The 18378-nt window shown below is 53.6% G+C and carries 13 protein-coding genes; 5 read left to right on the forward strand and 8 right to left on the reverse strand.

The window, feature by feature from the left end; all coding sequences use genetic code 11:
• Positions 1-89 precede the first annotated feature (89 nt).
• On the forward strand, positions 90-329 hold the full coding sequence (locus C8275_RS00310; RefSeq protein ID WP_234395670.1) for a CD225/dispanin family protein: 240 nt from the start codon (positions 90-92) through the stop codon (positions 327-329).
• Between the two features lie 124 nt (positions 330-453).
• On the opposite strand, the gene C8275_RS00315 is transcribed toward C8275_RS00310, so the two are convergent.
• Positions 454-927 (reverse strand): low molecular weight protein-tyrosine-phosphatase, encoded by a 474-nt coding sequence (locus C8275_RS00315; RefSeq protein WP_106483646.1) that lies wholly within the window; start codon positions 925-927, stop codon positions 454-456.
• A 111-nt stretch (positions 928-1038) separates the two neighbouring features.
• The gene (locus C8275_RS00320) at positions 1039-3483 is read right to left on the reverse strand and encodes a heavy metal translocating P-type ATPase (protein WP_106483647.1); all 2445 of its coding nucleotides are present in this window, start codon (positions 3481-3483) and stop codon (positions 1039-1041) included.
• A 157-nt stretch (positions 3484-3640) separates the two neighbouring features.
• On the opposite strand from C8275_RS00320, the gene C8275_RS00325 reads away from it, so the two are divergent.
• Entirely contained in the window at positions 3641-4042 is a 402-nt protein-coding gene (locus C8275_RS00325) for a DUF2752 domain-containing protein (protein WP_106483648.1), read from the forward strand.
• Between the two features lie 111 nt (positions 4043-4153).
• Here the strand turns inward: C8275_RS00325 and C8275_RS00330 are convergent, their stop codons facing one another.
• A complete protein-coding gene (locus tag C8275_RS00330) occupies positions 4154-5686 on the reverse strand; it encodes a Fic family protein (protein WP_106483649.1) in 1533 nt (510 codons plus the stop codon).
• A gap of 1128 nt (positions 5687-6814) precedes the next feature.
• Here C8275_RS00330 and C8275_RS00335 point away from each other — a divergent pair.
• Entirely contained in the window at positions 6815-7240 is a 426-nt protein-coding gene (locus C8275_RS00335; RefSeq protein ID WP_022385208.1) for a hypothetical protein, read from the forward strand.
• 157 nt (positions 7241-7397) lie between these two features.
• Here C8275_RS00335 and C8275_RS00340 read toward each other — a convergent pair whose 3' ends face one another.
• From C8275_RS00340 to C8275_RS00350, 3 genes are all read right to left on the reverse strand, one after another.
• Positions 7398-7937, reverse strand: coding sequence for an AraC family transcriptional regulator (locus tag C8275_RS00340; protein WP_106483651.1), 540 nt, complete (start codon positions 7935-7937; stop codon positions 7398-7400).
• A 70-nt stretch (positions 7938-8007) separates the two neighbouring features.
• Positions 8008-9321: an acetylxylan esterase gene (locus tag C8275_RS00345; RefSeq protein WP_022385210.1), complete on the reverse strand. Its 1314-nt coding sequence runs from the start codon at positions 9319-9321 to the stop codon at positions 8008-8010.
• A 12-nt stretch (positions 9322-9333) separates the two neighbouring features.
• A complete protein-coding gene (locus C8275_RS00350; RefSeq protein ID WP_199881826.1) occupies positions 9334-13593 on the reverse strand; it encodes an ATP-binding protein in 4260 nt (1419 codons plus the stop codon).
• A 448-nt stretch (positions 13594-14041) separates the two neighbouring features.
• On the opposite strand from C8275_RS00350, the gene gdhA reads away from it, so the two are divergent.
• Positions 14042-15379, forward strand: coding sequence for an NADP-specific glutamate dehydrogenase (gene gdhA / locus C8275_RS00355; protein WP_022385212.1), 1338 nt, complete (start codon positions 14042-14044; stop codon positions 15377-15379).
• Positions 15380-15481: 102 nt separating this feature from the next.
• On the opposite strand, the gene C8275_RS00360 is transcribed toward gdhA, so the two are convergent.
• The gene (locus C8275_RS00360) at positions 15482-15913 is read right to left on the reverse strand and encodes a thioesterase family protein (protein WP_106483653.1); all 432 of its coding nucleotides are present in this window, start codon (positions 15911-15913) and stop codon (positions 15482-15484) included.
• A 39-nt stretch (positions 15914-15952) separates the two neighbouring features.
• Entirely contained in the window at positions 15953-16957 is a 1005-nt protein-coding gene (locus tag C8275_RS00365; protein ID WP_369861201.1) for an N-acetylmuramoyl-L-alanine amidase, read from the reverse strand.
• Positions 16958-17081: 124 nt separating this feature from the next.
• On the opposite strand from C8275_RS00365, the gene C8275_RS00370 reads away from it, so the two are divergent.
• On the forward strand, positions 17082-18362 hold the full coding sequence (locus tag C8275_RS00370; RefSeq protein WP_106483655.1) for an O-acetylhomoserine aminocarboxypropyltransferase/cysteine synthase family protein: 1281 nt from the start codon (positions 17082-17084) through the stop codon (positions 18360-18362).
• The last annotated feature ends 16 nt before the right edge of the window (positions 18363-18378 follow it).

Below are 18378 nucleotides of genomic sequence, written 5' to 3' on the forward strand. Positions count from 1 at the left end.
TTAATATTTACCAATTCCTAACCCTTAATCACATCATCACCATGGATTACAATCCCCTAGATTCTAAACCCGAGTGTCCGAAAACATGGATGGTCGAATCCGTCCTTGCCACCATCTTCTGTTGCCTTCCCTTTGGTATTGTCGGCATCATCAATGCCTCCAAGGTAAGCTCACTCTACGCCTCCGGTCGTTACGACGAGGCTCAACAAGCCAGCAAGGACGCCGGCAAATGGACCAAGATTGCAGCAGGAGTCGGCATCGTAGGCGGCATCCTGTATCTGCTCTTTCTCCTGATTTTCGGCTTCAGCGGCATGGCAGACCAACTCTGACCTGTCTGAAACAGACTGTGCCTGCATCGGTTCACATACAGAGGCACAAACCTACAGGACGGATATTCCCGGGAAACGACCGGGGACTCCATTCTGTATGTTTGTGCCTCTGCTGTTGTTTATGCTAGCGCACCTTTCCTTCCCGGATTGCCTCCAGCAGTCCGGCACAGGCATCCTCCAGGATGTCGAGCACGTTCTCGAAACCGGATGCTCCGCCATAGTACGGGTCAGGCACGTAGTCCACCACCTTATGGACACAGTAGTCAGCCATGCGGCGTATCTTGGCTTCTTCCTCCACGCCGGGAGCACGTTCGCGCAAGTCATCCACGTTGCGATCGTCCATCCCGATAATCAGGTCGAAGTCATAGAAATCGTCCGTCGTCACCGGACGCGAACGGTGCGTCAGCGTGTAACCGCGCCGTGCGGCATGCGCCCGCATCCGTGGGTCGGGCAGTTCGCCCTGATGATAACTCAGGATACCTGCCGAGTCGACAGCAATCTCCTTTTCCATTCCTGCACGGCGCACCAAGGTGCGCATAATCTCTTCTGCCGACGACGAGCGGCAGATGTTCCCTAAACAAACGAATAACAGTTTCATGCCGCAAAGATAAACAAGCAACGGACAACTGGCAATGCCCGGAAGGTCTCATTGCCCAATTGCCCATTGCTTATTGCTCATTGTCAATCGTCAATTGTCAATTGTCAATTGTCAATTGATAGAGTATCCCGCTTCCTCCACTGCCTTGCGCAGTGTCTCCAGCGGAAGTTCCTCACCGGCAAACTCTACCGTGGCAACGGGAGGGTCAAGTGTGACGGTAGCCGTCACGCCGGGGATGCTGTTCAGTGCTTTCTCTACGTGCATGCGGCAGTGGTTGCACATCATGCCGCCAATGGTGTATTGCTTCTTCATAACTTCTGGTTGTTTTATAGGTTCAACATCATTTGTTTCCATCAATTTCTTTCCCTTCAGCCGCAGGCTGTTCGTCACGACACTGACACTGCTCATCGCCATCGCTGCTCCGGCAATCATCGGGTTCAGCAAGAATCCCGTGAAAGGATAGAGCACGCCGGCAGCCACGGGCACCCCGATGAGGTTGTAGATGAATGCCCAGAACAGGTTCTGACGGATGGTGCGCACGGTCTGTGCCGACAGTCGGATGGCTGCGGGCAACTTGAGCAAGTCCGACGAGATGATGGTCATCTTCGCCACGTCCATCGCGATGTCACTGCCCTGTCCCATGGCAATGCCCAGGTCTGCCTGTGCCAACGCCGCACTGTCGTTGATGCCGTCGCCCACCATTGCCACCCGGTGACCTTCCGTCTGCAACTGCTTCACGAACGCTGCCTTCCGGTCGGGAAGCACCCCGGCACGGTAATGACTGATGCCTGCCTGACGTGCCACGGCGGCTGCCGTGCTCTCGTTGTCACCGGTGAGCATGTATACGGTCACGCCCAGCTTCTCCAACTCCTGCACTGCTTTCGGCGACGAAGCCTTCAGCCGGTCTGCCACGGCAAGCACAGCCCACACGCGCTCCTCGTCGGCAAACCAGACTACGGTCTTCGCCTCGGCTGCGTATGCCTCGGCACGCTGCAACAGCTCTGCGGGGATGTCCACCCGGTGCTCATCGAGCAGGCGGCGGTTGCCTGCCAGGTAGAGCCTGCCGTCGACACGTCCCTTCACACCTCGTCCCGTCAGGCTCTCGAAGCCTTCCACCGGACGGACCGCCTCATCGACCGACGCCGCCACTGCCTCAGCCAGCGGATGTTCGGACAATGCCTCCAGACTACGCAGGGCTGCACGCACCCGTTCATAACCCAGCTGTGCACTGACGTCGGTCACCACCGGACGCCCTTCGGTAAGCGTTCCCGTCTTGTCTAACACCACGGCATCCACCCGTCGTGCCACCTCCAGGCTCTCGGCGTCCTTGATGAGGATGCCGTGTTCAGCCCCCTTGCCGATGCCCACCATGATTGCCGTCGGTGTGGCAAGCCCCAGCGCACAGGGGCAGGCGATGATGAGCACCGTGACGGCTGCCAGCAGTCCGTGTGTAAATCCGTCGCCAGGAGCCAGTCCCCACCAAAGCAGGAACGCCAGCAGGGCAAGGCTCATGATGGTAGGCACGAAGATGGCGGCAATACGGTCGACCAGCTTCTGCACGGGAGCCTTGCTGCCCTGTGCGTCCTGCACGAGCCGGATGATGTGCGACAGCATCGTGTCGGCTCCCACCTTCTCGGCTGTGAAACGGAAGCTGCCCCGCTGGTTGACCGTCCCGGCATACACCTTCGCTCCGGCTTCCTTGCGCACCGCCATCGGCTCTCCGCTGAGCATGCTCTCGTCCACGTAAGAGCTGCCTTCAGCCACTGTCCCGTCGACGGCAATCCGTTCGCCGGGCTTCACCAGCAGGACATGCCCGGGCAGCACGTCGGCAATGGGGCACTCACGCAGGCTTCCGTCCGTCATCACCCGGGTGACCTGACGGGGTTGCAGCCCCATGAGCTTGCGGATGGCGGTCGAGGTGTTGCCCTTCGCCCGTTCCTCCAGCAGACGCCCCAGCAAGATGAAGGCGATGATGACGCTCGACGCCTCAAAGTAGACATGAGGCTCCAGTCCGCGTGACAACCAGAACGAGGGGAAGAGCATGTTGAAAAGGCTGAACACGTAAGCGATGCCCGTGCTCACTGCCACCAGCGTATCCATGTTTGCCGTACGGTGACGGAACTGCCTCCAGGCATTGACGTAGAAGTCACGTCCCAACCAGCCGACGACCGGGGTGGCAAACGCCCACATGAGAACGTTGGCATAAGGCATGTCCATGAAGAACATCCCGATGACAGCGACGGGGAGTGACAGCACGACCGCCCATGTGGTGCGGAACTTCAGCCGGCGGTACTTCGCCTCGTGGGCATCCTCCACCAGCCGGTCACGGTCTGCACTCTTGTCGACCAGCAGGTCATATCCCTCCTCCACCACTGCCTGCTTCAACTCCTGGGGCGAACACTCGTCCGCGTCATACTCCACCGTAGCCGTAGCTGCGGCATAGTTCACCCCGACGTCTTTCACTCCATGCTGCCGACGCAGGGTCTTGTCAACCCGTGCCGCGCAGGCAGCGCAACTCATCCCCAGCACGGGGAACGTATCTTTCTGCATACTCATAGCTTGATTCTCCTGTTTTAGGTTTACGGAGGCAAAGGTACGGGGTTTTCCCGTCGTCCGCGTTACAGAATTATGGATGGGAGTTATAAGATTTCCGTTGCAAACCGCTAACTTTGGAGCGGCAGATGAGGCCAACAACTGAAGCAACGACCTGAACATGAAAACGAACCACAAACCATTCCTGTCCATCCGCCTGCGGACGGTCCTCCTCGGCGGCATCGTCGTCCTGCTGGCAGGCATCCTCTATTTCGCCTACAATCCTGCCACGTCCGCCTTCTTTCCCCGCTGTCCGTTTCTGATGGCTACCGGACTGAAATGTCCGGGTTGCGGCTCCCAACGGGCATTGCACAGCCTGCTTCATCTGGACTTCATGCAGGCTTTCCACTACAATGCCTTCCTGGTGCTTTCCCTTCCCCTGCTCCTCCTGTTGCTCTTTGCGGAAGCCATCCGCACCCGTTACCCCGCCTTCTATGCAGCCGTCCAACGTCCGGCATACCTCCTGACCTACCTGGCACTGGTCATCAGTTGGACCATCGTCCGCAATCTCTTCGGCTTCTGATGCACGGACGGGAGGTTAAGAAATGATTTTTGCAAGAAATTTGCCAAAGTGCAGGAAAAAGACAGGCAACTTACCATGTTCCAATTCATCTTGAACTCACGTTATATTATCTTATTGCATCTTGGTATGGGCAGAATTACCCTTTTTCCATGCTATAGCCGATTCTGTTAGTCTATATCTTTGCTTTGGATGATTGGGCTGTTCAGGATACATTGGCTCAATTGCACCATCTTCCAACGTTGGCTGAAAATAGTTTTTCCGGAATGATGTACGATGTTTGAAGCCCATATTTGACATTATTTCATTCATAGTCATATAGTCTTCACTCATTGAAAGAATCATTTCTTGAACTTGAGGAGTACTTGGTCGGTAGTTGAGCGGTACTTGGTCAGTAGTTGAGCGGTACTTGGCCTCTTTGGTTGCTTGCTTATCCTCCTTGTCTGTCTTTATTGTGCCGTATGCGAAATCGGGGCGCTTGAACGTGATAGTTACAAAACCACCATTGGAAGACCATGTAGGAGCTTCCACTCCTTGTACCTGACAAGCATCCATGATACGCTTTGCACCGCTCCCCCAGTTTTCCAGATAAGTCATCCGATAAAGAGCTTCCGCCACTTTCAGGTTATGTGGATACGACTCATGAGGTTCCTTGATGTTCTCTGGAGTTATCTGTGGTGGGAACATACCGGGACTTGCTATTTCTATGCGGTCGTCATAAATTGCAAGACTGATTGTCAAATTATATTTCTCCCAATGGCGATGACAAAGCGCATTGACAAGAGCTTCCCTTAACGCATGATAAGGCACTTCAAGCTGTTCCTCCCGCTCCAAACTATGATTCGTGATTCTACCACTGAGAGAAAGATGCTTGAAACAGAACGCAACTCCGGCATCTAAAAGTTGGAAGAAATTACCCTCAGCACGTTGATTGTCTCGGAACATGTTTTTATTCGTACCCACAAACCGCGCCATTCTTAGCGCAAATTGTGGATACTCGTCTATGTTATTGGAGAATAACAATACCGCACCATTAGTCGGCACGCCATTCTTAAGCAACTTCCATTTTGAAAGAATATCTCCGGTCGGTTCATACAATGCCGACTCAGGAATACGTCCACCGTCAATACCTCGACGGATGCAGTTGCGAATCAGGTTTTCATCAAGATCTGCCAATGCTACACCGTCAGCTACCAACCTTTCCCACGCATACATCTGTGGTTGATGAGCGCGGATTCGTTCATCATACATGTCCTGTGGCATGACTTTCGTGGTACTTTCAACTTTGTAATACGGACAGCCATGGAATGTATGCGGACGCTCACCCCACACCCATCCGTCAAAGTGCATGGCAATAACCTTATGTCCGGCATACTCCGGCACATCAACATATACCACTTTTACATCTACAGCAGGTTCCAATCCTGCCAAAGCCTGAGCAATCTCCTGCTGTGTCCTGTCGGTTACTTCCTGTCCGATTATTTTTAGCGATTTCGGTGCAACACCAAAAATCAGCCAACCGCCTTCTGTATTTAGAAACGCACACGCTGAGTGCATAGCGTCTTTCAATTCGCCGGTACTCTTCTTCAGCTCTAAAGTCCGAGACTCATCGACTGAGACAAGATTCTTTATATCTTCAATTGTCATTATCTCATTACTTTTTAGTGTAATCGTTATCAATCTACGCAGAAAGGCAATATTCAAGAGTGCCCAAGCCTCACAAGCATATCAAGAGAGTAAACAACCTTCAATCCATTGATTTTTTTTTAATTCCAGATCTCTTAAATTGCCTGTTAATCACAACACTTTGATTTATAATGCAAATCTAGCCATAATATTTGGGAATATCGCTTTAGCCTGCAGAAAAAAGAACAGAAGGAAACTTCAATGCACATGACATCAATTATGCATTATATTATAGTCAAAAGAATCCTCCACTAACAAAATGACAAAACGTCAAACGAATCGCCTGAGAAGGGCCTTCCTTGGAATAAAACATGAGTTGGTGACCGGGAAGGGCCTTCTCAGGCGATTCGCAAAATACATGATGACACTCTTCTGACCATTCTTATATCCTTCTGCCTTGATTCGAAGAAAAAGCAGTTCTTTCATCCACTAAAACGAAGGAGAAGCCTGCAATTTCATAATTTGAGAAACGAACACTGCACACGCAAACTAGAGGTAAAAGAAGGTGAAATTCGGTATATTGTTGTTATCTGTCGAGAAAATCAAATGTTCGACTCGCGAAACAATATTGTTTGGCGAGTCAAACAATATTGTTGGAGATGGCAAACACAAGTGTTTGATGCGTGAAACAATATTGTTTGAAGGTATAAACATGCAAGTTTCAGCGTTAAATGGAATGTTTATGCGTCCAAAAGCGCATATCTATTCCTAAAAAAACCTACTTTACCCGTTTTTCCCAAAATACACGTTAGCCGGAAAAGGCAGAAATGCCAATTCTGTCAAGCAAATCCCATCTTTTGCTTTCTTTCCGTTTTGTGGAATCTTTACATCAGGGGAGAGGCTGTTCGCTCATCTCTCCTATTGCTTTTTTCCAAAAAGGAAAATAACTTCCGGTTATCTTTACCAGACACGGAAGAGAACTCGTACATTTACAAAATATCCCTGTGAAGAATACGGAAATTTATGCAATTCCAATCCTGTTTCCTTCACGATTCATTCTCAATTCATAAAGACTTTATCCGGCGCGATACAGTGTAATCTATTTTTATTTATATTTGCGGACAAGATAACCATTCACAATTCATCATCATGAAAATCTTATCACAAATCACCCTGTTGCTTTGCCTTCTTTTCGCTGTAGGGTGCAGCGATGACGATCCCCAATACTCTATTCGTCCGTATCACCTCGATGAGGATGTCCGTCTGCAAGCCGTTCAAAAGGAACTGGTGACCATCAACGATGAAGCTTCCTTCAAGGCGCTGTTTGAGTCCAATGCTCCGGAATCCGGCATTGACTTCAGCAATTCTTCCCTTGTATTCGTGTGGGGAGAGACCTCGGGTGAACTGGTTGATGTGTTCAAGGAAGTGCTTCCGCGTGCCGAAAACTACCTCCTGAATGTATCCGTAACGACCAGCAGCCATGTTTCTGCAACACGCACCTGGTTCGTCGGCTACATCGTCCCGAAATTCAAGGCTGCCAACTTCACACTGCAGCTGTCTGAACACAGCCTCTGAGAATGTGACGGACGGCTGACAAGGGAACAAGTTCCGCCAACTTGTTCCGATTCATAATAAAAGAAGAAGGAAGTACCTGAGCCCCTGTGGCATCCGGTTCTTCCTTCTTCTTTTTTTGCACATCTGCTTCCATCAACTGACGGCAAGTGAATCGTCATCAGACTGCATCCAACGGCTTGCGCAGGTTCTTCTTCTCCTGTTTGAAGCGGCTGGGAGTCATTCCCGTGACACTCTTGAACTGTGCACTCAGGTGGGCAGTGCTCGAATAGTTCAGCAGGTCGGCAATCTGACTAAGCGACAGTTCGTCATAGACCAGCAGCTCCTTCACGCGCTCGATTTTCTGGGCGATGAAATATTTCTCGATGGTCGTCCCTGTCACCTCCGAAAAGAGCTTGCTCAAGGCACTGTAATCATGGTGCAGATGCTCCGTCAGGTAGTCTGACAGGTTGGTGCGGAGTGCACTGTTCTTGTGATGCACCAGGTCAATGACCAGATGGCGCACCTGCTCGATGAGCTGCATCCGTCGGTCATCCAGCAACTCGAAGCCCAATGTCTCCAGCTCCCGACGCAACTGTTCCACCGATGTCTCGTCGGGCATCTCGCCAACCACCGCCTTCCCCAGTTCCACATGGAGCACGGTGAAGTGCAACCGTCCCAACAGCTGTTCCACAGCCATGATGCAACGGTTGCACACCATATTCTTTATGTAAAAGGTTGTTCCCTGCATACGCTTTCTGTCCGGAGAGGTTGTGCCTCTGCCGCCTTTCCTATTTCAAGTGTTTCTTTATCCAGTCCAGGTGTCCGCGCTCAGTGGCGTCGGAGGTCCAATGTTCGTTGATGGGTGTGACGAGTGCCTCCTTGGGAGCCGTGATGACGTTGTAGACCGCATAGCTGGTAGTCGGCGGACAGGTGTTGTCGTTGTATCCCCACGTCATGTAGGTCGGCACGGTCAGCAGACGGGCAAAGTTCACCACGTCGTAGTAAGCCATGGTCTTCTCCTTCTCCGGCGTGTCCATGCCTGTGAATTTGGTCTTGAAGTGCGGATACCCTCCGGTGCGTCCGGCTCGGTAGCCTGCCATGTCGCTCAGTGCCGGATGGTTTGCCACACAGGCAGTCACCTTCTTGTTCAGGGCAGCCGTCACGATGGCAAGTGCGCCACCCTGACTGCCTCCCTGGAGGACAGCGTTCTTGCCGTCCCACTGTGGCAGCGACGTCAGGAAGTCAATGCAGCGCGAACAAGCCAGATAGACCCGTTTCATGTAGTAGCTGTCGCGGTCGTCCAGCCCGTTGCAGAGGTAGCTGTTGTTCTTGGAGCCGAAGGCATTGCTGACTTCCTTGTAGGCATCGGCGCCCAGGTCGGGGCGTATGCCGTGAATCTCAATCTCCAGGCGGATGCAACCCTCCTCGGCATAGTAACGGTGGCGCGTCGGGTCCTTGATGGGTTTGATACCTGCCCCCGGCGGACAGAGCACCACGGGGTATTTGCCTTCCGCCTTCGGAATGAACAGGTAGCCGTAAACGTAGTTCCCCGGACGGACACACTGTAGCTTCAGGAGGTAACAGTCCACCTTGTCGTTGGCATACTCGGGTGCAGGAGTCAGCGAATGAACCATCGGACAACGCTCCGCCTCGTCCAGTGCCTGCTGCCAGAACTCACGGAAGTCGGCAGGCAGCTGGGTGTACGGCTCAATCTTCTCGGGGGAAAAACCCACCTTGACATGATGACGGTAAGTCACTCCGTCCACCTTCGCCGTGAGACGGCAGTCACGGAAGCCGGGAGTCTTCATGGTGCCCATGTCGATGGTGGCACGACCGTTCTTCAGCGTGACGGTCCCTGTCTTGTCGGCAGGCATAAGGTCGCCTCCCAACTCATATTCCACCACCACGCCATCCCGGGGAATGCCGTACTTGTAAAACTGCACCTCTACCTTCGCCTTTTCCCCCGTCCGGTATACCCAGTCGGCATGGTCGGGGACCGTGACCCAAAGGACATCGCTACGATAAGGATAATTCTCTGCTCTCAGCGCCGGAGCGCACCAGAACGCGATGGAGAGCAACACCGCAAACAAGATTTTCGTCATAATAGTGTGTGTTTATTTAGTTAGATTGGGTTGTATCCGTTCCCTGTACTCGGTCGGTGAGCAGTCCATGATTTTGCGGAAGGTCCGACTGAAGAACTTCGGGTCTTTGAAGCCGGTCATGAACGCCACCTGCTGGATGGTGTAACTCCCCGACTCAATCAGCTGACAGGCACGCTTGATGCGTATGTCGCGGAGGAAGTCGATGGGCGACAGCCCCGCAATGGTCTTCAGCTTGTTGTAGAATGCCGCACGGCTCAGATTCATCGAGTCGGCTATCTGTTCCACCTTCAGGTCCGTGTTGCTCATGTTCGTCTCGATGAACGCCATCAGGCGTTCCATGAAGTCGCGGTCATAGGAGGTCAGGTGCAGCTCCGACGGCTGGAAGTCCGCCTGCTCTCTCTTCATCAACTCCGTACGCACCAGCTCCTGCCACTGCTTCCGCTTAAGCAGGAGGTTCTGTATTTTTGCCTTCAGGTAAGAGGCGCTGAATGGTTTTGTCACATAGTCGTCGATGCCCTGCTCCAGTCCCGTGATGCAGTCCTCCGGAGCAGACTTCGCCGTGAGCAGGATGATGGGTGTGTGACAGAGCGACGGGTCCTCCTTGATGTGACGCACCATCTCCATGCCATCCATGACAGGCATCATCACATCGCTCACAATCAGGTCGGGCGACTGGGCACGTGTCTGCTCCAGTCCTTCACGTCCGTCGGCTGCCAGCCAGACCCGGTAGTTCTCCGAGAGGATGCTGTTCAGGAACAGACGGAGTTCTTCGTTATCCTCGACCACCAACACCGACAGGGTGTCGTCCTCGGATTGCCCTTCCGGTTCTTCCTTTTCAGCCGACGCCTCCTCACCGGCAGGTGTCACTGCACGGTCCGGCAGGCTGTCCGTCAGGAGGAACTCGGTGTGCCCGTCCTTCTCCAGATGGGCCCGTCCCTTCAGCAGGTGGACAGTAAACACCGACCCTTCGCCCGGCTTACTCTTCACCTCGATGGTCCCGTGATGCAACTCCACGAACTCCTTGACCAGCGACAGCCCGATGCCCGACGAAGGTTGCGACCAGCTGCGACTCGCCAAGGTCTCGAAGCGTTCGAATAGATGGGACAGCTTTTCTTCCGAGATGCCTGTCCCGGTATCGCTCACCGAGAGGTCCACGGTCTTTTGTGTCTCCGTCAGCCGAAGCACGACAGTGCCTCCATCGTCCGTGTACTTGAACGCATTCGACAGAAGGTTGTAGCATATCTTCTCCAGCTTGTCACGGTCCACCCACAGACGCAGTCCGGGCATGTCGTGCTCGAAGCGGTACGTCATCCGGTGTTCTCCTGCCAGCAGACGGAACGAGTCGGCAACCCGTGCGAGCAGGGAGACCACGTCCGTCTCCTCGACCACCAGCTTCATCTTCCGGCTCTGAATCTTGCGGAAGTCCAGCAACTGGTTCACGAGCCTCAACATGCGCTTCACGTTCCGCTGCACCAGTTCCAGGTGGGCACGTGAAGTGGCGGACAAGCCGTCTTCATGCTCCAGCACCTCATCCACCGGACTGACAATGAGTGTGAGCGGTGTACGCAGTTCATGGGAAATGTCTGTGAAGAATCGCAGCTTCACCTCCGCCAGCTGTTGCTCCACGTCGACCTTATGCCGCAGGCGGTAGATGTAGAACAGGATATAGGCCACCAGCAAGGCAGCCAGGATAAACAGCACCACATACAGCACCATCGCCCAGGGAGTCTCCCAGAACGTCGGTTCGATGATGACCTCCAGACGTTTCACCTGCGACGTCCATACCCCGTCGCTGTTGGTGGAGCGGAGTTCGAACACATAGTTGCCCGGCGGCAGGTTGTTGTAGTTTGCCGAACGGAGTGTCCCACAGTAGTTCCAGTCCTTGTCCAGCCCATCAAGGCGGTAAGCATACTGGATGTCGGAAGCGTTTGCATAGTCCAAAGCTGCAAAATAGAAGGTCAGCGAACGTTCGTCGGGGGACAGGCGGATGTGGTTGATGTTGTCGAGGGATATGGACTTGGACTGTCCCCGGATGCGCAGTCCCGTAAAGACCAGCGGCGGTGTATAGGTCTGTTCACGCAGACGGTCGGGAGCTATCACCAGCACGCCGTAGTCGGTAGTGCCAAAGAGCAGGCGTCCGTCGGACAAACAGACCGGTGCCGCCTCGGAAAAGAACACCTCGTTGTGGAAGAACGAACTGCCGTAATACTCCTGCTGTCCACTCCCGCGATTGCTGCGTATGAGGTAGTTCTCGGTGACAAACCAGGTGTCGCCTCCGGGCACGCCCAACGACGAGAGTGCCAGGTCGGACATCCACCCGTCGCGTACTCCCATCGCACGGAAACGGAGTGTATCTGCCAGCAACTGTCCCGACATCACCCGGTTGAAGCCTCCGGTAGAAGTGGCGATGTAGACACTGTCACCGGAGGCACCGACCTGCATCACTTCGGTACAGGTCATTCCGTCGGTACGGTCATACTCGGCGGTATGCAGACGGAACTTGATGGCCTCGGGACGGTCAAAGTCCGACGAGAATGCCAGCAGTCCTTCGGAAGCTCCTGCAAGCAGGACGCCACCCGGCATTTCGGTAATGGAACGAATCTTGGACTTTGCATACGGATAGGGATAGTTGCGCAGGCGGTTGCCTCCGTGGATGAAACGATAGCGGTCGCCATCCTGTTCCAACAGATTCAGTCCGCCCTGGTAGGCTCCCGCCCAGATATGTCCCTTCCGGTCCTGACAGAGCGCATAGATATCATTGCTGCTCAAGCTGTATTCGTCATCGGGACGGGACAGGAAACGCCGCAAGGCATAAGCTTCCCCTGCGGGGACTGCACGCACCAGTCCCTGTCCTCGCGTACCCAGCCACAGCGTTCCACCGGCATCCTGCATCATGCAGTAGACATTGCCGATGAACTTGGACGGAGCTGTGGTCAACCGTCCGGTCGTCGTCAGGTAGAGAGGCGGAAGGTCCAGCCGTTCCCCACGATACATACGCAGGTAACCGTCCTTGGTGCCGACCCACAGGTTCCGTTCCCGGTCAGTAAAGAGGCAACGTGCCTCGACTGTCCCCAAGCCAGGCAGATAGTCCACGTTGTCATGGAAGAAAGTCACGTGATACAGGTTACGCGGTCCCCCGTACCAGATGTTTTTCTGACGGTCGACGAGGTACACACGGACTGTATTGGTCAATAAAGAGCCATCGGGATTGGTATAAGGTCTGAGTTGCCGGGCCTCCGGGTCATAACAGGACAGATAGCCTCCCCGGGGATATACACGCACCAGTCCCCTCTCATCCTCATAGACAAAAGGATGCGCAGTCTCGGACAAGTCCCGGGACACGGACGGAAGCAGGGTCGTACAGCGTCCGTCGGTCAGCTCATACATCACCACGCCGGCTGAAGGGGTGAACATCCACAACCGCCTGGAGGAGTCCTTGAACACCGACAGAACGTCAGCGACGGGCTGAGCCGCCGAACGGATGTCGACCATCTTCATCTTCCCGTCGGGAATACGTACGAGCAGTAGCCCGGCATCCGTTCCCACCGTCAGCAGGGTGTCGGAGATGGCTTTCATCTGATACACACGGCTCACTCCCGGAGCACGGTCCATGAAGCGCACTCCCTTTGCCGTGAACTCTGCAAGCTGACCATCGGACGAGATGAGCCATTTGCGCCCGATCTTCTCGGTCATGTAGCGGAAGGGGAAATCGCATTCAATCCGTTTCTTGCCAATCAGGTTGATGCCCTTGTCCGTGAGCACCCACTCATCACCGTCGCTGTCGGCCTTCACTTGCGAGACAGCACCGGCATGCCACCCCTTGGTATCGGCATCATAGACACGGATGGCCTGTTCCGTCCCCAACTGTTTTTCATCCACCCGCACACACACTTCCCCGTCGCCCGAAAGCAACCAGGTGACGCCGGTAGGCAGGCAGACAATCTTATCGAAATGCAGCGAGGGGATATCTTTCAGGTAGGGACCCAGCACGTCGATGAACGTCGAAGTCTGGATGTCGAACAAATAAGCACAATGTTCCTGCGTCAGGCACCAGATGTCACCCGACGCGCTCTCCTTCAGCTCCACGAAACGGTTGCTGGACAACACGGCTCCCTCCCCCGGATGCGACTTAAAGGAGGTGAACACATACCCGTCATACTTGTTCAATCCGTTCCAGGTGGAAAACCAGATGTATCCGTTGCGGTCCTGGATAATGTCCTGCACAATGCCCTGCGACAGTCCGTCGTTGACCGAGAAACAACGCTCGCTCATGTTGTCCTGCGCCCGAACAGCTGCCGCAACAAAAAGACACCACACATATATTATATAAGGTAGGAGTCGGTTCATGCTATACTCTTTATGTTAAGAGCACAAATTTAAGAAAGATTCTCGGTGCGGGTATTTCTTTCCTCCAAAAACTTCCGGAGGAGATACACTGCTCCTCAGCCGCGAATCAGGACAGGCAGCTTCCGGCACATCGGCTGACAAAGAAATGAGCCGAATGAAGCCCTCGCTTCAGTGCTCCCTGTACACCCATTCCACCGGAAACGCGGAAATCCATTTATAAAACAGTGTTATAAAACAGCTTTATCGACCCAAACTAACATTTTATCAAAAAAGAGAGAAATTTCAGGCAAAAAGTTTTGGTTCATTCCCAACAAGCCCTATATTTGCAGACGTAATGATTACATTTTATCATTAACCTATAAACAGAACTACCATGAATATTGAAAACATCATGGCTTCCTTGGAAGCCAAACACCCGGGCGAATTGGAATATCTGCAAGCCGTGAGAGAAGTGCTCATGTCTATCGAAGATATCTACAACCAACATCCTGAATTTGAAAAAGTGAGCCTTATCGAACGCTTAGTGGAACCCGATCGCATTTTCACCTTCAGAGTTCCTTGGGTAGACGATAATGGTAAAGTTCAAGTAAACCTCGGTTACCGCGTTCAGTTCAACAACGCCATTGGCCCGTACAAAGGCGGTATCCGTTTCCACGCATCTGTCAATTTGTCAATTCTGAAGTTCTTGGGCTTCGAACAAACCTTCAAGAATGCCTTGACCACATTGCCTATGGGCGGTGGCAAGGGTGGCTCAGACTTCTCTCCGCGCGGTAAGAGCGACGCTGAAGTAATGCGTTTCTGCCAAGCCTTCATCCTCGAATTGTGGCGTCACCTCGGTCCTGACATGGACGTTCCCGCCGGCGACATCGGCGTAGGCGGTCGCGAAGTGGGCTATATGTTCGGTATGTACAAGAAGCTGACCCGCGAATTTACAGGTACATTCACCGGTAAGGGATTGGAATTCGGTGGTTCGCTGATTCGTCCTGAAGCAACCGGTTTCGGCGGCTTGTATTTCGTAAACCACATGCTGCAAACCAAAGGCATTGACATCAAAGGCAAGACTGTTGCCATCTCCGGTTTCGGTAACGTGGCTTGGGGTGCTGCAACCAAGGCAACCCAACTCGGTGCCAAAGTAGTCACCATCTCCGGTCCTGACGGTTATGTATATGACCCGGACGGCATCAGTGGCGAAAAGATTGACTATATGCTCGAACTCCGTGCTTCGGGTAACGATATCGTAGCTCCCTACGCAGAGAAATATCCGAATGCCAAATTCGTAGCCGGACGTCGTCCTTGGGAAGTGAAAGTGGACATCGCTCTGCCTTGCGCAACCCAGAACGAACTGAATGGAGAAGACGCCAAAGCCTTAATCAATAACAATGTGACTTGTGTAGGTGAGATTTCCAACATGGGATGTACGCCGGAAGCTATCGACGCTTTCATCGAGCATAAGATCCTCTACGCTCCGGGTAAGGCAGTCAATGCCGGTGGTGTTGCCACCTCGGGCTTGGAAATGAGCCAAAACGCAATGCATATCAGCTGGACTGCTGAAGAAGTAGACCGCAGACTTCACGAAATTATGGGTAACATCCACGCACAGTGCGTGAAGTATGGTACACAACCTGACGGTTACATTAATTACGTGAAGGGTGCAAACATTGCAGGCTTCATGAAAGTGGCTCATGCAATGATGGCACAAGGAATCGTTTAATAATAGAATCTCGTTTAGTTGTATTTGTATTTTGTATTGTAACATGCTGCCCATCGCCTGCGAAGGTCATGGGCAGCATTTTTTATGTTCATCATTCACTGCTCATCGTTCATCGGACAACGCCTCTACCGTCGTCCCCTCAAAACGGGCAATCGCCTCCTTCCATGCCTGCGGAATGGGGATGGCCTGCTGCGTCTCGACATCGAAAGCGACCATCACCGTGCGGCATTCGCATTTCACTTCCCCACTGTCTTCACATACGGCACGTTGCCACAACACAAAGCTCTTGTTGCCCAGATGGACCGTCGAGGTTTCAATCGCCAGCCGGTCGGTAAAGAATACGGGAGCAAAGAAGTTGGCATTCAGGTTGGCAACGACCATCGACGTACGGCGATAATCCACACGTTCGCCCAGGACATCGCGCATATAGGCAGTCTTGCCCAAATCATACAGGGAGAAATAAACGGAATTGTTCACGTGCCCCAGCTGGTCCACATCACTGAAGCGGAGTTGTACGGGATAAGTATGTTTCATTGTTCTTTTCTTTAATCAGAAGTGAGGAGTTGCAGGAGGCTATTGCTTCACGTCTTTCACAAATCCGTCCTTCAACCACTTGGCAAGGGCTTCCCGGTTGGAACTGTCAATCAGACGGCGCAAGTCAAACTGGTTCTGTATGTTTCCCAGTTCCACAAAGACAGAGACCGGCGTGGTGTTCCGCAGCACATACAGTCCGCGTTCACTCACCGTCCCCGTAAATCCGCGGTTCGGCTGATGGATGCCATACTTGGTCTTGAACGTGGAACGCATGGACGTGGCCAGCCGTTTGCCCAACTTGCTTCCAGCGGAATGATAGAAATAGACATCCATCTGCTTGCCCTTTCCCTGACTGTCGACATGGATGAAGATGGCACGGCAATAGCTGTACTTCTTACGGTCGCGGGCATAGAGTGCATTGATTTTGTCACAACGCTGTTGCAACCGGCGCACCTGGTTGAGAGGAATCGGGTCGCCCATGCACGTCTCCCGTTTGCTGTTCGACAAGTAGGCATCGTTGCGTATGCCGTCCTTCGCATCGCGGATGATGATACGCACGTCCGCCCCTTCCTGCAACAGGTAACGCGCCAGACGCAGAGCGATGTCGTAGGCATATTCATCCTCATGGAGTTCATGTTTCCCTACGCGTCCGATGGCACCGGGGTCAGGACCGCCATGACCGCTCACCACATAGAAACAGCAGCCTGCCAGGCGGTTGGAAGTGACCTTCACGTCATCAAAACGCTTGCCGAACAACGGCTCGTTGACATACGAACGGCGCGACTTCCGCTTCCCTTCCGCTGCACTCTCCAACGGAGGAATGACATAAGAGACACCCAGACGAAGCTCCCGGCTGCGCCCCAGCTTGTCGCGGTTCAGTTCTATAAAAGCAGCATAATACTTGCGAGGCGAACGCCCGTGACGCTGGAGAAAAGTGGTGATGCCTTCCCCCCGACGGGGCACATCCTTCTGTTGCGCCTGCACGGTCATCGCCGGAAAGCACAGCAACAGCAGGAAAAGGGCACGGACGAGATAACGGTTCAAAGCTTCCATCAACTAAGGTTTTCGGTGTCTTTTAAATTTATACCGCGGCAAAATTACAATATTTTCCCTACTTTTGCACCATTCAACTTCATTTAGAGAGTCAAAATATAAAACCGATAACATTATGACAAAGCAAACTAAACGCGGCACACTGTGTGTCCAGGCAGGATGGACACCCAAGAACGGAGAGCCTCGTGTACTCCCCATCTACCAAAGCACCACCTTCAAATATAGCAGCAGCGAAGAGATGGCACGCCTCTTCGACCTGGAAGAGAACGGCTATTTCTATACCCGTCTGCAGAACCCTACCAACGACGCCGTGGCAGCCAAGATTGCCGCACTCGAAGGCGGAGTGGGCGCCATGCTGACCTCCTCGGGACAGGCAGCCAACTTCTATGCCGTCTACAACATCTGTGAAGCCGGCGACCACCTCGTCTGTGCCACGGCAATCTATGGCGGCACGTTCAACCTCTTCGGTGTCACTCTCAAAAAGATGGGCATCGACTGCACCTTCATCGACGCTGATGCCAGCGAAGAGGAAATCAGCAAGGCCTTCCGTCCGAACACCAAAGCCCTCTTCGGCGAGACCATCTCCAACCCGGGCATACAGGTGCTCGACATCGAGAAGTTCGCACGCATCGCCCACAGCCACGGGGTACCCCTGATTGTCGACAACACGTTCGCTACCCCGATCAACTGCCGTCCGTTTGAATGGGGAGCCGACATCGTGACCCACTCCACGACCAAGTATATGGATGGACACGCCGTGTGTGTGGGCGGAGCAGTCGTCGACAGCGGCAATTTCGACTGGGACGCACATGCCGACAAGTTCCCCGGACTGACCCAACCCGACCCCTCGTACCACGGGCTGGCCTACACGAAGGCATTCGGCAAGATGGCATACATCACCAAGGCTACGGCACAGCTGATGCGCGACCTCGGTTCCATCCAGTCGCCGCAAAACGCGTTCCTGCTCAATCTCGGACTGGAGACCCTCCATCTGCGTGTCCCCCAGCACTGCCGCAACGCCCAGACGGTGGCTGAATATCTGGAGAAGCATCCGCGTGTAGCCTGGGTACACTATTGCGGGCTAAAGAGCAACAAGTACTACGAACTGGCGCAGAAATACCTCCCCAACGGCTCGTGCGGCGTCATTGCCTTCGGACTGAAAGGCACACGCGAGGATGCCATCCACTTCATGGACAGCCTGAAGATGATCAGCATCGTGACGCACGTGGCGGACGCGCGCACCTGTGTGCTCCACCCTGCCAGCCACACGCACCGTCAGCTGAGCGACGAGCAACTGAAGGAGGCAGGCATCGCTCCGGACCTGATACGCCTCTCCGTCGGCATCGAAGATGTGGAAGACATCCTGGCGGACATCGAGCAGGCGCTGACACGCTAAACAGATAAAGAACAGG

The organism is Bacteroides sp. Marseille-P3684, assembly GCF_900291465.1.
Lineage (GTDB): Bacteria > Bacteroidota > Bacteroidia > Bacteroidales > Bacteroidaceae > Phocaeicola_A.